We start from the raw sequence: 16,733 nt of genomic DNA on the forward strand, positions 1-16,733 counted from the left end.
AAAAAAAATAAGAAGATGAAGCATACCTATCACATACACGGAATGAGCTGCAATGGATGTAGAAACCATGTTGAGGAAACCCTTTCCAAAGTGAAGGGGGTGGACACGGTTGAGGTGAACTTGGAAAAGGCCGAAGCCGTAATCGAGATGAAGGAGCATATTCCCATTGAAACATTTGAAAAGGCATTGGAACAAGATGGTGGCAGGTATAGCATTCACATGCCGGGTCACCATCATCATGAGCACAAAAAGGAGAAAAAACCACCCATCCAAGGGGGAACGGGTACCTTTTACTGCCCCATGCGCTGCGAGGGAGACAAGACCTATGACAAACCGGGCGATTGTCCGGTCTGCGGAATGGATCTTGTAGAGGAGCAAAATCTGTCAAAATCGTCCGGGGAGAAATGGACCTGTCCCATGCATCCCGAAGTGGTTAAGGATGGACCCGGTTCCTGCCCCATCTGTGGAATGGACCTAGTACCCATGAAGCCAGAAACAAGTGCTGAAGAAAAGACCTATCAAAAGCTCCTGAAAAAGTTTTGGTTGGCCGTTGGCTTCACCTTGCCCATCTTTTTGATTGCGATGAGCGATATGATCCCCAATAATCCTTTGTATCGGATTTTATCCCCAACCTATTGGAACTGGGTGCAATTTGCCCTTTCGTTACCTGTAGTTTTTTACGCTACCTGGATGTTTTTTGAACGTGCTTACCGGAGCATAAAGACCTGGAATCTGAACATGTTCACCCTGATCGGATTGGGAGCAGGAGTGGCCTTTGTGTTTAGCATACTAGGATTACTAATGCCCGATTTTTTCCCTGACCAATTCAAGGATGAGTCCGGGGCGGTACACGTTTATTTTGAAGCCACTACGGTCATTCTTACGCTTGTACTTTTGGGACAATTGTTGGAAGCCAGGGCACACAGTAAAACGAGTAACGCGGTCAAAGAATTGTTGAAACTGGCTCCCAACAAGGCCACCAAAGTGGTGGATGGTGAGGAAAAAGAAGTGCACATCGATGCTATAGAATTAGGTGATATTCTCAGGGTGAAACCTGGTGAAAAAATTCCGGTGGATGGAATTATCACTGAAGGAGAGACCTCTGTGGATGAATCCATGATTACCGGTGAGCCCATCCCTGTAGAGAAAGCGGTGGACGACAAAGTAAGTAGCGGAACCATCAACGGGAACCAATCCTTTTTGATGAAGGCCGAAAAAGTGGGTAGTGACACCTTGCTTTCCCAGATTATCAACATGGTGAATGATGCCAGTCGCAGTAGGGCTCCCATCCAAAACTTAGCGGATAGGGTATCTTCTTATTTTGTGCCGACCGTGGTGATCATTTCCGTCATCACCTTTGCTGTTTGGGCCATTTTTGGCCCGCAACCGTCCTATGTGTTTGCCTTGATCAATGCCATTGCCGTTTTGATCATTGCCTGTCCATGTGCTTTGGGCTTGGCCACTCCAATGTCTGTTATGGTGGGAGTTGGGAAAGGTGCCCAAAATGGGGTGTTGATCAAAAATGCGGAGGCTTTGGAGAAAATGGCAAAAGTGGATACAGTTATAGTGGACAAAACAGGAACCATAACCGAAGGGAAACCCACTTTTGATCATTTGGGAACCTTCAACGATACCTATACTTCAGAACAACTGCTGCAATACGTGGTCTCGGTGAATGCCAATAGCGAACATCCCTTGGCCCAGGCAACCGTGCAATTCGGAAAGGAAAACAATATTCAAATTCTGAAGACCCAACACTTCAATGTTGTATCGGGTATGGGTGTTGAAGGTAAGATAAAGGATGCGGAAGTCCATCTCGGCAATTTAAAGTTGATGGAAAAGGCAAAAGTGGACATCTCCAATTCCATGAAGGAAGAGGTGAAAAAATCCCAAGAGCAAGGAATGACAGTGTCCTACCTTGCCATTGATAGGGTTTGCCAAGGCTATGTCTCCATTGGTGACAAGATAAAGAAAACCAGTGCCAAAGCCATCAAGGCAATTCAGGATAAAGGTATTTCCGTGATCATGCTCACTGGTGACAATGCAAACACGGCCAAAGCGGTGGCCAAGGAACTGAATTTGGATGATTTTAAGGCCGAAACACTTCCAGAGGATAAAATGAAGGAAGTGGAACGCCTACAATCCGAAGGAAAAGTGGTGGCCATGGCAGGGGATGGTATCAACGATGCACCGGCATTGGCCAAAAGCGACTTGGGTATTGCCATGGGCACTGGAACCGATGTGGCCATAGAAAGCGCCATGATTACCTTGGTAAAAGGAGATTTACACGGTATTGTGAAAGCCAGAAACCTAAGTGAAGCTGTAATGAAAAACATCAAACAAAACCTCTTCTTTGCCTTAGTGTACAATACCATCGGGGTTCCTGTGGCAGCAGGGGTGCTCTATCCCATTTTTGGCATTTTGCTTTCCCCCATGATTGCGGCCTTGGCCATGAGTTTCAGCTCTGTTTCCGTAATCACCAATGCTTTGAGGTTAAGAACAAAATCAATCGATTAATACATAATGGTAAAACGCAGTACGGCAATTAAGATTCGAAAGGCCCACAGATATTTGGGACTGTTTTTAGGCATCCAATTTATCTTGTGGACAGCAAGTGGACTTTATTTCAGTTGGACCGATATCGACGAGATCCATGGCGACCATTTCCGAAATACGCATCATGAACCGATGGCATTTGATGGACTGATAGGTCTTTCACAGATAAATCTGCCAGTCAACATTAGCACCTTGAATTTAAAGGAAATAGCTAACAGGCCTTATTATTGGATCAACAATGAGTTTTTGGTGGATGCAAGGACCGGTAAGCTTAAGAAAGGAATTACGGAGGAAGAAGCCTTGCAGGTTGCCAAGAAACAAATGGCCGCCCATCTAAAGGTGAAAAGTGTGGATGTAATCACGGCCACCGATAAGCATCATGAGTACCGCGAGAAAAGGTTGCCAGCCTATGTCATCACCTATGATTCCCCTGAAAATATCAAGGCCTACGTTTCCGTTTCCGATGGCTCCTTCCAGACCATCAGGCACCGCAACTGGCGATGGTTCGATTTTCTTTGGATGACCCATACCATGGATTACGAAGGAAGGGACGATATCAATAATATCGTTCTGCGCGCATTTTCCCTTTTGGGATTGATTACCGTGTTGAGTGGATTTTTGTTGTGGTTCACATCATCACCAACAGCGCGGAAATGGGTACAACGTAAAAATAATTGACATGAAAAATAAAAATCTATTGTACGTCGGTATCGCAGTGGTCGTAGGACTGCTCTTGGGATATCTCATTTTTGGAAGCGGCTCTGGAACAAAACCGGAATCAGATCATGACCATGATGCTGAAATGGCTTCGGGACAAATGTGGACCTGTTCCATGCATCCCCAGATTATGCAACCTGAACCAGGTAGTTGTCCTATCTGTGGTATGGATTTGATTCCGGCGGATTCCGCAGGGGAGGGTTTGACCCAAAATCAAATCAAAATGACGGACAATGCCATTGCCTTGGCGGGAGTGGAAACGGTAGTGATTGGTTCTGGTGCCACAGATACGGACCAGGTAAAACTATCTGGAAAAGTAGCGGTGAACCAAGAATCGGATGCGGTGCAGTCCGCCTATTTTGATGGAAGAATTGAGCAATTGAACATCAATTTTGAAGGGGAGGAAGTGCGAAAAGGGCAAAAACTGGCCACCATCTATTCACCACAATTGGTAGCAGCGCAACAAGAACTTTTAACCGCATCCGGATTGAAATCCACTCAACCTCAATTGTATACGGCCGTTCGCAACAAACTTAAATTGTGGAAATTGTCCGATTCACAGATTGACCAAATTGAAGCTTCAGGAAAGGTATCGGAAAACTTTCCGGTGTACGCCAATGTTTCGGGGGTTGTGTCCTCCATCATGGTTGAAGAAGGAGATTATGTAAAGACCGGTATGCCATTGGTGAAAGTGGTCAATCTGAATTCGGTTTGGGCCATTTTTGATGCCTATGAAAGCCAGTTGTCCCTCTTCAAGAAGGAACAGTCGATGGAGGTAACCACCAATGCCTATCCCAACGAAACCTTTGGTGCAAAAGTTTCATTTGTGGACCCCCTTCTGAACAATGCCACAAGAACGGTAAAAGTACGTGCCGAACTCGATAATAAAAAAGGCCTTTTGAAACCTGGTATGTTTATACAGGGTAAAATTGATGTTGCAAACCATGGTGCCATGGAAATGTTGACCGTTCCGGAAAGTGCAGTGCTTTGGACGGGAAAACGTTCCGTAGTCTATGTTAGACCAAATCCAACCGAGCCTATTTTTGAACTTAGGGAGGTAGAATTGGGTAATTTGATGGATGGAGCGTATCAAGTCTATTCAGGATTGAGTTCCGGCGAAGAAGTGGTGGCGAAGGGAACATTCACTGTGGATGCAGCCGCTCAGTTACAGGGCAAAAAATCGATGATGAACCCCAAGGGAGAAATGAGCATGACAGGACATGAAGGACATGGGGCCACGGGGATGAAAATGGATTTTTCCAAGGCAGCTCAACAAACATTTGACGGACTTTTGGACAATTACCTGCAATTAAAGGATGCTTTGGTGGCTTCTGACCAACAAAAAGTGAAGCAATTGGCAGAAGCAGGGGCAAAGCAAGCAAAGGAATTGGCTTCCAAAGAAATGGATGCCATGGGCCAATCCCACGCATCTAAGGTGGCAGGAGATTTTAAAACAATGACCCAAAAAACTACGATTGAGGAACAACGAAAAGTTTTTATCTCATTGTCGGAAAACATGATTTTGATTGGTAATCAGATGAAGGGAATGGATAAAAAACTATATGTACAGCATTGCCCTATGGCCGATAACAACAAAGGAGCCAATTGGTTGAGCCTTGAAAAGGAGATCCGAAACCCCTACTACGGTGATACCATGCTCACGTGTGGGAGTGTTGTTGCTACAATAAATTAAATTATTGAAATACAAATAGTTGTGTTCAATTGTTTTGATTTCGGAAAGGATTTTAGTTAATATTTAGCCAATAAAAATTTTTGGATTCAAAACCGAAATACATTTACTATAGTTTTTAATTTATTGACTCATGAAACAAGCGAAGTCAACTGGAAAGTCATCTCCTGCAAAAGCTGTTAAACCAGCCGCTAAGAAGACTACCCAAGCTACTGGTAAGAAAAAGTAACTTGGTATTTGGGTCCCCAAGGAATGGACCTCCTACTAAAGCAAAAGAAAAACGCCCTGATGAAAGTCAGGGCGTCCTATTTTTAAACAAATGCCTTTGGGCATTACATCATTCCTGGCATACCGCCACCCATTGGAGGTCCAGCAGGAGCATCCTCTTTGATGTCGGTCAAGGCACACTCCGTGGTCAAGATCATACCTGCAACGGAAGCGGCATTTTCCAAAGCGATACGGGTCACTTTTTTGGGATCGATGATACCTGCCTGAAGCATATCCACATACTTATCGGATTTGGCATCGTAACCGAAGTCTTTTTTGCCTTCCAATACTTTAGAAATTACTACAGAACCTTCACCACCAGCATTCTCTACGATGGTACGCAAAGGAGCTTCGATGGCTTTGGCAACGATCTGTACCCCTGTGGTTTCATCCAAAGAATCAGTGGTCAATTTTTCAAGGACTTTTTTGGCCCTTACCAAAGCAACGCCACCTCCAGCTACGATACCTTCCTCAACGGCGGCACGGGTAGCGTGCAAAGCATCGTCCACACGGTCTTTTTTCTCCTTCATTTCTACTTCAGAAGCGGCACCAACATAAAGAACGGCAACACCACCGGCCAATTTGGCCAAACGCTCTTGCAATTTCTCCTTGTCGTAATCGGAAGTTGTAGTCTCGATTTGAGCCTTGATTTGGTTTACCCTTGCTTTAATGTCGGAAGGTTTACCTGAACCGTTTACGATTGTGGTGTTGTCCTTATCGATGGTAACGGTTTCAGCAGTACCCAACATATCCAAGGAAGCATTTTCCAAAGAGAATCCTCTTTCTTCAGAGATTACAGTACCACCGGTCAAAATGGCGATGTCTTCCAACATGGCCTTTCTTCTGTCTCCAAAACCAGGAGCTTTTACAGCGGCGATCTTAAGTCCACCTCTCAATTTGTTCACTACCAAAGTGGCCAAGGCTTGACCTTCCACATCTTCGGCAACGATCAACAAAGGCCTTCCTGATTGGGCCACAGGCTCAAGAATAGGAAGGATTTCCTGAAGGTTGGAGATTTTTTTATCGAAAAGTAGGATAAATGGATTGTCCAAATCGGCAACCATTTTATCTGTATCTGTCACGAAGTATGGAGAAAGGTATCCACGATCGAACTGCATTCCTTCAACCACATCCACATAGGTATCGGTACCTTTGGCTTCCTCTACAGTGATTACACCTTCTTTACCAACTTTGGTAAAAGCGGTCGCAATCAAATCACCAATGGTCTCATCGTTGTTGGAAGAGATAGAGGCCACTTGCTTGATTTTATCGGAATCGTTGCCAACTTTTTTGGCCTGTTTTTCCAAATCCACTACCAAAGCTTCAACAGCCTTGTCTATACCGCGTTTCAAATCCATTGGATTTGCCCCTGCGGCAACGTTTTTAAGACCTTCTTTTACAATGGCCTGTGCCAAAACGGTTGCGGTAGTGGTACCATCACCGGCTTGGTCGTTGGTCTTGGAAGCAACTTCCTTTACCATTTGTGCACCCATGTTCTCAAGGGCGTCTTCCAATTCAATTTCTTTTGCCACGGAAACACCATCCTTGGTTACTTGGGGTGCGCCGAAAGCTTTGCTGATGATGACGTTTCTACCTTTAGGGCCCAAGGTTACTTTAACGGCCTCGGCCAATTTGTCAACGCCTCTTTTCAGGCCATCACGTGCATCTATGTCAAACTTAATATCTTTTGCCATGTCTCTTTAGTTGATTTTTTTGATTAAACAATTGCCAAAATATCACTCTCTCGCATCATCAAATAGTCGGTACCGTCCAATTTAAGTTCGGTTCCCGCATATTTTCCATAAAGCACGGTATCACCGACCTTAACGGTCACCTTTTCGTCTTTGGTACCAGGGCCAACGGCCACTACGGTTCCTTTTTGCGGTTTTTCCTTCGCATTGTCAGGAATGATGATACCTGAGGCAGTCTTGGTCTCGGCCTGTAGCGGCTCGATCAGCACCCTATCTGCCAATGGTTTGATATTTACTTTAGCCATATTATTAATTTTTAGGTATTTGATTTAAAAATTCTCGAATCAATTGGGCAGAAATTGTGCCAATGCACAAAAACTGACATTCTGTAGAACAAAAATGCCAGCTTGTCATTCAAGCTGGCATTTTGGTATACTTTGTCACTTCGAATTATCCTCCGATAGTATCCGTTGGATTGGTGTTACCGGCTGGTGGAAGTTGTTCTGGCACTTCTTCAGGAACCGTTTCTGGAACCGACTCAATGTCATCGCCCTGCAACAGTTTGGAATCTGCACTGCCATAGTTTCCTTTCAAGGAAACATTGGAAAGTAAGATCAACACAATCAACAGGGTGGCAAGGGTCCAGGTACTTTTGTCCAAAAAGTCACCAGTCTTCTTTACACCGCCCACAACTTGGGTTCCGCCACCTCCAAATGAAGAGGACAAACCACCACCTTTAGGGTTTTGGACCATGATGACCAACACCAATAAAAGGCACACGATAATGATCAATATCAAAAAAATTGTAAACGTGCTCATTTCTTTATTTTACTCTTTTTCGTTCTGCAGCTTCTTCACCGCCTGAATTTGGTCTGCAAAGAAACCACTTTTTTCTGGATATTTCAAACTCAATATTTTAAAGGCTTGTATCGCCTTTTTATATTTTTTCTGCTCCAAATAGACCTTGGCCAACGTCTCGGTCATCAATTCATTTTTATCGAACTTCGTGGACTCCTTAATGTTGACTTTTGGGTTGGTGTTTTCGGTAGGTACAATCTTAGGGTTGTTCTCGATAAATCTGTCCAAAAGCTCGAACTTTTTCTTCCGTTCCACTTCTTCCATCACATCTTCCTCAGGTTCTGGGTCTTCGGTTTTGGAAGTAAGCTGTAGCCATTCGGTGAACGAGTGTTTTTCTTTTTTGGTGAAGGGGATGGGCTTGCCCAAGTTCAATTCCTTTTCCGGTTTGGATGTTTTTTCCTTTTCAATAGGAACAACGGGCTCTTCCTTTGGCCTGGTCTTGAACAGTTCCGGATTCAAGATTTGTTCGGCATCCTGAAGGTTTTGTGGCAACGCAGGTTCATCGGATTCCACCAGCATACTTTCGGCAAGCGGATTCGGTTCTATTTCTTCCGATATAGCCTTTTGGTCTTCCAATTTGGAACCTCTACCGACAATGGCATCGGCTATATTGTTTTGGACAAATTCGTTGGAGGTGATATAATCAAAAAGTACATCGCGATCCGTGGTATAGGCCGCGGTAACCTTAAGGGCATTGTTGTATTTGTAGCTGTCCAGATTTTTCAACCCTTTTAGGTGCAAGGCCCTTGCTGCCTGAAAGTAGGGGTATTCCTCGATCATATCTTCCAGTTCCCGCGTTTGTTTTGGGGAAAGGATGGTATTGGAGTTCTGAAGAATATGTATAAAATCCGAAACGTTCATAAAATCGTTACCAATTGCCCAGGGATGCGTTGAAAATATCCTGTGTCAGTCGTTCAAAAATCTCTTCATGTGCCGCGGACTGAATGGAGGTCAGCGATGCAGCAGCATCAAAATCGTAGAAGAAGGAGAACCTTCGCTCAAAATCGTTATCCGGTTTTTTGGTGTTGAAAAAACGAACGTTCACACTTATGGTAAGCCTGTTCTGGGAGGTTCTCTGTTCTGAGTTTGCCGTCATCGGAATGACCTTGTACTCCACAATTTCGCCTTCATACACCAAATCACCGTTACTTCCTGTCAGGGAAAGGCTGGTCAAGTTATTGATCATGTCCTGAAGGGACAGGGTAAAGTCCCTATCCAAGCTGGGCACAATGATGGAACCAGGGGTTTGGTCCGCGTAATTTTGGAAGAAGTTTACCTGAAAGGTCTTGGCTTCACCGACATCCGCTCCGGAAAAATTGTAGGCCCCGCAACCGGAAAGAAATAACGTTAATCCCAACACTGCGACCCTAAAACTATTTTGTATGCTCATGTGCTTTGCAATCATTTTAATCGAAGATCAAAGATCGTATTGTTTAATCTTTCGGTAAAGGGTTCTTTCCGAAATGCCCAATTCATTCGCTGCCGCTTTTCTTTTACCGCGGTTGCGTTCCAAGGATTTTTTGATCAATTCGATTTCCTTCTCCTGTAAAGATAAGGTTTCTTCCTCTTGGATTTCTTCGGCAAAATGATAGCGGTCCTCTTGGGGCTGTATGGCAGTAGCTGCAGACGTTGCCTCCATCACCGGTTCTGGGAGTCCCAAAACTTCGGTTGCCACATTTTCTTCAAGATCAATGTCCTCTTCCTCTTCATGACTGCCGTAAATTTTGCGGATCAAATTTTCGTTTTCCTTCTGCACTTTAGAGGTATCGTTGTCCTTCAACAATTCCAAGGTCAGTTTTTTGAGGTCGTTCAGGTCACTTTTCATATCGAAAAGAACCTTGTATAGAATTTCCCGTTCGTTACTGAAATCACTTTCTTTTTTGGGTTGACCTACCACGGCAGGTAAATTGGAACCCGCGGCATCGGGCAGATAGCTGTTCAAAGTGGCTGCGGAAATGGTACGGTTTTCTTCCAATACTGAAATCTGTTCGGCAATGTTCCGCAACTGTCTGATGTTCCCGGGCCAGTGATATTTTAGCAACAAATGCACGGCATCATCTTCCAGACGGATGGTGGGCATTTTGTATTTCTGTCCAAAATCCGAAGCGAATTTACGGAACAACAAATGGATGTCCTCACGTCTTTCCCTTAACGGCGGAATATGGATTTCAACGGTGCTCAACCTATAATAAAGGTCTTCCCTGAATTTTTCCTTTTTGATGGCCTCGAACATGTTGATGTTGGTCGCGGCCACAATGCGAACATCGGTCTTTTGCACTTGCGAAGACCCCACTTTTAGGAATTCCCCATTTTCCAATACACGGAGCAAACGTACCTGTGTGGTGAGGGGTAGTTCCCCTACCTCGTCCAAAAAGATGGTCCCGCCGTCGGCTACCTCAAAATAACCGCTTCGGGTTTGGGTGGCCCCGGTAAAGGCCCCCTTTTCGTGTCCGAAAAGTTCACTGTCTATGGTGCCCTCGGGAATGGCCCCGCAGTTTACCGCAATATATTTGGCATGTTTTCGGTGCGAAAGGGAATGAATGATCTTAGGGATGGATTCTTTTCCCACACCACTTTCCCCGGTCACCAAAACCGAGATGTCCGTTGGCGCCACCTGAATGGCTTTTTCTATGGCCCGGTTGAGTTTTACATCGTTACCGATGAGCTCGAACCGTTGTTTTATGGATTGTACACTTTCCATTTTCTATGATGCCTGCAACTGCAGGAGTCTTTTCTCTTTTGCATTCCGAATTTCACTTCGACTACGCTCAGTGAACAAACCGGATAACAAAAAGTGGTTAATTATTTTTTGAGTACCCCACAGCCTCACCGATCAAGGTGGCCGAAGTACATTCATTGATCTTTACGTTGACAAAATCGCCCACTTGGTAGTGTTCCTTTGGAAATACCACCACAGTGTTCTGCGAATTTCGACCCATCCAGTGGGCGTCGGATTTTTTGGAAGGTCCTTCGATAAGCACCTCTTCAACCTTGCCCAAGTGTTCTTGGGTTCTGAAGTGGCTATGTTTTTGCTGCAGGTCGATGATTTCACGAAGACGTCTTTTCTTGGTTTCTTCGGGAACATCATCCTCCATTTTGCGTTCTGCCAAGGTTCCGGGTCTTTCAGAATAGGCGAACATAAAACCGAAATCGTATTTTACGTATTCCATAAGGCTCAACGTATCCTGATGATCTTCTTCCGTCTCCGTCGGGAATCCGGTGATCATGTCTTGGCTAATGGCACAATCGGGGATCATTTTTCTGATGTTGTCGATCAGTTCAAAATATTCCTCGCGGGTGTGAAGACGGTTCATCTCCTTCAAAATCCTATTGCTACCGCTTTGAACGGGCAAATGGATGTATTTGCAGATATTGTCATATTTGGCCATGCTCTCGATTACATCCAAGGTCATGTCCTGCGGATTGGAGGTGGAGAAACGGATCCTCATCTTGGGTTGTGCCTGGGCAACCAGTTCCAAAAGCTTGGCAAAGTTTACCGAAGTGGCCTTCTGCATTTCAGTGGCTTTCTCAAAATCCTTCTTGAGTCCGCCACCATACCAAAGGTAACTGTCCACATTCTGCCCTAAAAGGGTCACTTCCTTAAAACCTCTTTCCCAAAGGTCATTTACTTCTTCCAAAATGGATTGTGGGTCGCGGCTGCGTTCACGGCCACGGGTGAAAGGCACCACACAAAAGGTGCACATGTTGTCGCAACCTCGAGTGATGGTTACAAATGCGGTGACACCATTACTGTTCAAACGAACAGGGGCCACATCGCCGTAGGTTTCGTCCTTGGAGAGGATTACGTTCACGGCATTGCGGCCTTCATCAATTTCTTGGATCAGGTTGGGAAGGTCTTTGTAGGCATCGGGTCCCACGACCATGTCCACAATTTTTTCCTCTTCCAGGAATTTGCTTTTCAGACGTTCGGCCATACAGCCCAATACACCCACTTTCATTCCAGGGTTGATTTTTTTAACTGCATTGAATTTTTCCAAACGCTTGCGTACGGTCTGCTCCGCCTTTTCCCTAATGGAACAAGTGTTCACCAACACCAGATCGGCTTCTTCCAACAGTTGGGTGGTATTGAAACCTTCCTTGGCCAATATGGAGGCCACGATCTCGCTATCGGAAAAATTCATCTGACACCCATAACTTTCGATGTAAAGTTTGCGGGTGTTTTTATCATTATGTTGAAGGGCCAAAGGAGTTCCTTGCAGGCTCTCGGTTATTATTTTCTCTACGCTTTCGTCCTTGATCATATTGCTTCAATGGGGTGCAAAGATAATGCTTATTCCATTTTAGTGACAATATGGCAGTGTTTTTTAAGATTAAATTGAGGAATGCTCGAATTATATTGGGTTTTGGCAATGCATACTATTACACTAAGGTATGTTGGAGAGGTCGTAAAATTTAAGTTGAATAAAGCGCAACTTTTTGTGGAATTCCCATCTATGTGATTAAAACACAAACCGCTATGAAAAAGACTCTCTTGCTTTTATTTGTCTTGAACGTATTGTTTTTCGTTTCTTGTACCGATGATAATTCGGATGACCAATATGCCGATTATATTGTAGCCAGGCCTTTGGTCATGTCCAAGACCGAATTTGCCACCAGTGTCACCATCGTTGCCCCCAAACCCATTGAAGAATCGGGAAAGGTATATACTTATGGGGACTATATTTTCATCAATGATAAATACCGTGGCATCCATATTATCAATAATAGCAATCCCCAGCAACCGGTAAAAGTGGGATTTATCAACATTCCGGGAAATATCGATATCTCCATCAAAAATGATTACGTGTTTGCGGATAGTATGATGGATTTGGTAGTCCTTGATATTTCCGATATCAATAACATTCAGCTTGTAAATCGATTGGAAGATGTATTGTACAACAACGTGTTTTTTCCGTTGGCCGATTTATTCGAATATGAGGACTATGATTATGACACGGAAATTATTGTAGGTTGGGAGACCACGACCGAGAGAAGATTGAAGTCGGAAGTGGAACAAAGAAACGGTGGTATTGTACTTATGGATGGGCTGGCAGCTGCCGAGTTTTCCGATAGTGGTACAGGTCAAGGAGGATCTCTGGCCCGTTTCAAGATTGTGGATGAATACCTGTATGCCGTGGATAGCCATAATATCAACGTTTTTGATATTTCCGATTTGGACAGTCCCCAAGATTTGGAAGATGTGTATGCTGGATTTGACATCGAGACCATTTTCAATCAGGGCAACTATTTGTTTTTGGGTAGTATGCGGGGTATGTATATTTATGATATTACTTCGCCAGCTACCCCAACATTGGTTTCAGAATTTGAACATGGGACCGCTTGTGATCCCGTGGTGGTGGATGGGGATTATGCCTTTGTTACCTTACGGGGTGGTAATATGTGTGGCGCAACGGAAAGTGGACTTTTCATTGTGGACCTAACCAATATAGAAAGTCCGGTACTTGCCGAATCCTATCCTTTGGATGGTCCTTTTGGTTTGGGGATAAAGGACGAAAAACTCTTTGTTTGCGATGGGGCTTCCGGTCTGAAAGTCTATGATAAAACCGATATCCATAATCTTCAGGAATTGAACCATTTTGAGGACATTGTCACCTTTGATGTGATTCCTTTGGAAAGTCATTTGATCATGGTGGGAGACGGAGTCCTGTATCAATATGAATATTTGGATAACAATATTAAACTGTTGAGCCAGATCGGTTTGGATTAATAGGATTTCTTGAAAATTAAAAACGCCCTTATAAAGGGCGTTTTTTTATTATTCCACATGGTTTGGGTTATTCTATAGATATCATTTTGATGTGGTTTTCCTCCACTTTTTCATTGATGGCCGTAGCGTGCTTTTTAACCAAAGTATTTAAAGCATTGATCTGTACGTCCAACTCTTTGGTGACTTCCCCAAAAAATTCCTGGGCTTGTTTGGTGGGCCGTTGATCACCACGCTGTGAATCTGCCAATAGGAAAGCAAGTCTATTGTTAATTCGGATTCCAAAGTTTACAGGATCTTGACTACTTTGGTTTTTGGTCATGTGGATATTGTTTTCGATAATGGAAAGCTCCGATTCAAAAGTGTCCACCAAATTTTTGATCTCGGCATTATCCGTAGTCTTTTCCTTGAGATAGGCCAAATCCTTCTTAATGTCACGGATGTTGATGATAGTCTTGTTTGCCCGGGTAACTTGGTCCCGAACTTTCATCAAAAAATCAAATTGTTGTTGAAAATTATCCTGCGTAAGGGGAATGCGCGGGTCTTTTTGAATGGAGAAAGTCTGTTCCATGGTGGTCCCGTTATAGGTCAAACGTACTTTGTAATCGCCAGGAACAACCTTTGGACCTACATTGGGGGATGAATAAAAGATCATTCCCTTAAATTCTTCATACCCTGGATGCCTCATGTTCCACACCATGCGGTTACCTCCCTTTTTCACTTCCAATTTTTGGGTGGATGATGGTTTCATCTTATCAGGTGACGCCGTGTTAGCATAGCTTCGGATAAGGGTGCCGTCCATTTCCAAAATATCCAAAGAGACCTTGTCGCCATCCTTCAAATCCTTCAAGTAGAAATTGATAATGGCGCCATTCGGATGGTTTTCACCTACCAATTTGGTGTCCGGTTCCTGCCAACCGCCACCTTGGTGCATACGGTAAGCCATATCGGGTTTGTAAAGATAAAATTCACTGTTCTTGACTTCGTCCGAAAGTTGGTGTAACGGGGTAAGGTCATCGATCATCCAAAAACTTCTGCCATGTGTGGCGGCAATAAGATCATTGTCCCTTAAATGAAGGTCCCTGATAGAGGTAATGGGCAAATTCAACTGAAAAGGAACCCACGATTCTCCATCATCAAAAGAAATGAACATGCCCCATTCGGTACCGGCATAAAGTAAACCTTCCCTGGTCTTGTCTGACCGGATGGCCCTTGTGTAATAATTATTGGTGATACCGTTTGTTATCAATTTCCATGTTTTGCCGTAGTCGTCAGTTTTGTAGAGGTAGGGTGTATAATCCCCAAACTTGTAGGAACTGGCAGCTACATAAACGGTTCCTTTTTTAAATGGACTAGGGTCGATACAGTTGATCATGTTCAATTTGGGGGACATGGAAGCGGGAGGCGTCACATTTTCCCAAGTTACCCCATTGTCTCTTGTTACATGGATGAGGCCATCATCACTTCCAGTCCAGATCACTCCTTTTTCCAGAATGGATTCGCTGATCACAAAAACGTTGGAATAGAACTCTGCCCCTGTATTGTCTTGGGTGATGGGTCCACCGGAAGACATGATGGTTTCAGGTAGACTTCTTGATAGGTCAGGGGAAATCGTTTTCCAGGACTGACCGCCATCGGTAGTGGCATGCAGGTAATTGGAGCCCGCATAAAGGACATTGGAGTCGTGTCTACTGAAGGTGACCGGATAGTTCCAGTTAAAACGGTATTTCATGATTTCTGCCCCAGAACCTGCTGGATTGTCCGGCCACACATTGGTGGAAATGGTCTGCCCAGTGGTATGGTCCAATCGGTTCATGTATCCTTTATAGGTGCCGCCATACACCAACTGATTGTTCTTGGGATCGGGTGCCAAGTGGGCACTCTCACCTCCTGCGGTAGGTTCCCAATCCTCTTCGGTAATAGCTGCTCCAGATGAACGATGTGAAATTCTAAGAGCGGTATTGTCTTGTTGGGCACCATAAATGCGATAGGGAAAAATACTGTCCGTGGCAATGCGATAGAATTGCGCCGTGGGTTGGTTGTAATAGGTGGTCCAGTTGTTGCCACCATCGTTCGAAATCTGTGCACCGCCATCATCTGCAATGATCATCCTTTGGTTGTTGTTGGGGTCTATCCAAAGGTCGTGGTGGTCACCATGGGGGGCATTTTTTAAAGTGAAGGTTTTTCCGCCATCTGTGGAAACACCATAACTTACGTTCATGATCCAGACCTTGTCAATATTTTGGGTATCGGCGTAAATTCTACTGTAATACCAAGCCCGTTGACGAAGGGCGCGGTTCTCATTGATTTTTTTCCAGGTTTTCCCGGCATCATCGGAACGGAATACACCACCATCCTTAGCTTCAATGATAGCCCAAACCCGATCAGAATCCAATGGTGAAACCGCAATGCCCACTATCCCCCAAGGAAAGCCAGGCAAGCCAGAATGTTCGGAAATATCGGCCCAAGTATCACCCCCGTCCGTACTTTTGAACATCTTACTATCCGGTCCACCACTGTCCATGCGGTACCCATTTCGTTTCATTTCCCAAGTAGCCGCATAGAGAATCCTACTATTGTTGGGGTCCATGATCAAGTCTCCAGCCCCAGCCTTATCGCTCACATATAAAACCTTTTCCCAGTTTTTGCCGCCATCCATGGAACGGTAAACACCTCGGGTCTTGTTTGGTTTCCATAAATTTCCGATGGCCGCTACATAAACGATATCCGGATTTTTAGGATGTATGCGGATACGGGCAATATGCTCGGAATCTTCCAATCCGATGAATTGCCATGTCTCACCGGCATCCATACTTTTCCAAAGTCCTTTTCCTGAGGAAACGTTACCGCGAAGGGTTTGTTCCCCTTCACCTACATACATAATGTTGGGATCAGATTCCGAAACAGCGACCGCTCCAATGGAACCACCAAAGTATCCATCGGAAATGCACTCCCAAGAGTTCCCTGCATCAGCGGATTTCCAAACGCCACCACCCGCCGTACCCATATAATATAGGTTGGGGTCATTAGGTACTCCGGTTACTGTGCCGGCACGTCCGCCTCGATGTGGACCCACCATGCGCCATTCCATACCACTATAGAGGGACTGATCATAGGTTACCGTATTTTTGTTTGATTTTTTTTGTGCAAAGGTTGGATGCCAACAGACCAAGGCAAGTGCCAAGATCAAGTAACGATGGTTCATTTTAAAGAGGTTTAGCTAGTTATT

The 16,733-nt window shown here is 44.6% G+C and carries 12 protein-coding genes; 4 read left to right on the forward strand and 8 right to left on the reverse strand.

The window, feature by feature from the left end; genetic code table 11:
* Positions 1-15: 15 nt before the first annotated feature.
* The 3 genes from D2V05_RS12185 to D2V05_RS12195 are packed head-to-tail and all read left to right on the forward strand — an operon-like array spanning position 16 to position 4,966.
* Positions 16-2,517 carry a heavy metal translocating P-type ATPase gene (locus tag D2V05_RS12185; protein ID WP_119647916.1) on the forward strand — a complete coding sequence of 834 codons (2,502 nt, stop codon included), beginning with the start codon at positions 16-18 and terminating at the stop codon, positions 2,515-2,517.
* 6 nt (positions 2,518-2,523) lie between these two features.
* Complete coding sequence (locus D2V05_RS12190; RefSeq protein WP_119647917.1) at positions 2,524-3,234, forward strand: PepSY domain-containing protein; 711 nt, start codon at positions 2,524-2,526, stop codon at positions 3,232-3,234.
* Position 3,235: 1 nt separating this feature from the next.
* A complete protein-coding gene (locus tag D2V05_RS12195) occupies positions 3,236-4,966 on the forward strand; it encodes an efflux RND transporter periplasmic adaptor subunit (protein WP_119647918.1) in 1,731 nt (576 codons plus the stop codon).
* Positions 4,967-5,295: 329 nt separating this feature from the next.
* Here the strand turns inward: D2V05_RS12195 and groL are convergent, their stop codons facing one another.
* The 7 genes from groL to miaB all read right to left on the reverse strand — a co-directional run bounded on the left by groL (position 5,296) and on the right by miaB (position 12,041).
* Positions 5,296-6,924 carry a chaperonin GroEL gene (gene groL, locus D2V05_RS12200; protein ID WP_119640086.1) on the reverse strand — a complete coding sequence of 543 codons (1,629 nt, stop codon included), beginning with the start codon at positions 6,922-6,924 and terminating at the stop codon, positions 5,296-5,298.
* A gap of 23 nt (positions 6,925-6,947) precedes the next feature.
* Positions 6,948-7,226, reverse strand: coding sequence for a co-chaperone GroES (locus D2V05_RS12205; protein WP_119640084.1), 279 nt, complete (start codon positions 7,224-7,226; stop codon positions 6,948-6,950).
* A 145-nt stretch (positions 7,227-7,371) separates the two neighbouring features.
* On the reverse strand, positions 7,372-7,740 hold the full coding sequence (gene secG / locus D2V05_RS12210; protein WP_119647919.1) for a preprotein translocase subunit SecG: 369 nt from the start codon (positions 7,738-7,740) through the stop codon (positions 7,372-7,374).
* A 9-nt stretch (positions 7,741-7,749) separates the two neighbouring features.
* Positions 7,750-8,640 carry a hypothetical protein gene (locus D2V05_RS12215; RefSeq protein WP_119647920.1) on the reverse strand — a complete coding sequence of 297 codons (891 nt, stop codon included), beginning with the start codon at positions 8,638-8,640 and terminating at the stop codon, positions 7,750-7,752.
* 7 nt (positions 8,641-8,647) lie between these two features.
* Positions 8,648-9,169 (reverse strand): LPS assembly lipoprotein LptE, encoded by a 522-nt coding sequence (lptE, locus tag D2V05_RS12220; protein ID WP_119648010.1) that lies wholly within the window; start codon positions 9,167-9,169, stop codon positions 8,648-8,650.
* Positions 9,170-9,196: 27 nt separating this feature from the next.
* Positions 9,197-10,480: a sigma-54 interaction domain-containing protein gene (locus D2V05_RS12225; RefSeq protein WP_119647921.1), complete on the reverse strand. Its 1,284-nt coding sequence runs from the start codon at positions 10,478-10,480 to the stop codon at positions 9,197-9,199.
* Between the two features lie 97 nt (positions 10,481-10,577).
* On the reverse strand, positions 10,578-12,041 hold the full coding sequence (gene miaB / locus D2V05_RS12230) for a tRNA (N6-isopentenyl adenosine(37)-C2)-methylthiotransferase MiaB (RefSeq protein WP_119647922.1): 1,464 nt from the start codon (positions 12,039-12,041) through the stop codon (positions 10,578-10,580).
* Between the two features lie 215 nt (positions 12,042-12,256).
* Here miaB and D2V05_RS12235 point away from each other — a divergent pair, with 215 nt between their 5' ends.
* On the forward strand, positions 12,257-13,507 hold the full coding sequence (locus D2V05_RS12235) for an LVIVD repeat-containing protein (protein WP_119648011.1): 1,251 nt from the start codon (positions 12,257-12,259) through the stop codon (positions 13,505-13,507).
* Positions 13,508-13,574: 67 nt separating this feature from the next.
* Here the strand turns inward: D2V05_RS12235 and D2V05_RS12240 are convergent, their stop codons facing one another.
* Positions 13,575-16,709 (reverse strand): WD40/YVTN/BNR-like repeat-containing protein, encoded by a 3,135-nt coding sequence (locus D2V05_RS12240; RefSeq protein ID WP_119647923.1) that lies wholly within the window; start codon positions 16,707-16,709, stop codon positions 13,575-13,577.
* Positions 16,710-16,733: the final 24 nt, after the last annotated feature.

The organism is Flagellimonas pelagia, assembly GCF_003584135.1.
Classification (GTDB): domain Bacteria; phylum Bacteroidota; class Bacteroidia; order Flavobacteriales; family Flavobacteriaceae; genus Flagellimonas; species Flagellimonas pelagia.

Excerpts from the sequence above, each read along its gene's own strand:
- D2V05_RS12185 (WP_119647916.1), top strand. The coding sequence starts at position 16 with ATGAAGCATACCTATCACATACACGGAATGAGCTGCAATGGATGTAGA.
- D2V05_RS12190 (WP_119647917.1), top strand. The coding sequence starts at position 2,524 with ATGGTAAAACGCAGTACGGCAATTAAGATTCGAAAGGCCCACAGATAT.
- D2V05_RS12195 (WP_119647918.1), top strand. The coding sequence starts at position 3,236 with ATGAAAAATAAAAATCTATTGTACGTCGGTATCGCAGTGGTCGTAGGA.
- groL (WP_119640086.1), bottom strand. The coding sequence starts at position 6,924 with ATGGCAAAAGATATTAAGTTTGACATAGATGCACGTGATGGCCTGAAA.
- D2V05_RS12205 (WP_119640084.1), bottom strand. The coding sequence starts at position 7,226 with ATGGCTAAAGTAAATATCAAACCATTGGCAGATAGGGTGCTGATCGAG.
- secG (WP_119647919.1), bottom strand. The coding sequence starts at position 7,740 with ATGAGCACGTTTACAATTTTTTTGATATTGATCATTATCGTGTGCCTT.
- D2V05_RS12215 (WP_119647920.1), bottom strand. The coding sequence starts at position 8,640 with ATGAACGTTTCGGATTTTATACATATTCTTCAGAACTCCAATACCATC.
- lptE (WP_119648010.1), bottom strand. The coding sequence starts at position 9,169 with ATGAGCATACAAAATAGTTTTAGGGTCGCAGTGTTGGGATTAACGTTA.
- D2V05_RS12225 (WP_119647921.1), bottom strand. The coding sequence starts at position 10,480 with ATGGAAAGTGTACAATCCATAAAACAACGGTTCGAGCTCATCGGTAAC.
- miaB (WP_119647922.1), bottom strand. The coding sequence starts at position 12,041 with ATGATCAAGGACGAAAGCGTAGAGAAAATAATAACCGAGAGCCTGCAA.
- D2V05_RS12235 (WP_119648011.1), top strand. The coding sequence starts at position 12,257 with ATGAAAAAGACTCTCTTGCTTTTATTTGTCTTGAACGTATTGTTTTTC.
- D2V05_RS12240 (WP_119647923.1), bottom strand. The coding sequence starts at position 16,709 with ATGAACCATCGTTACTTGATCTTGGCACTTGCCTTGGTCTGTTGGCAT.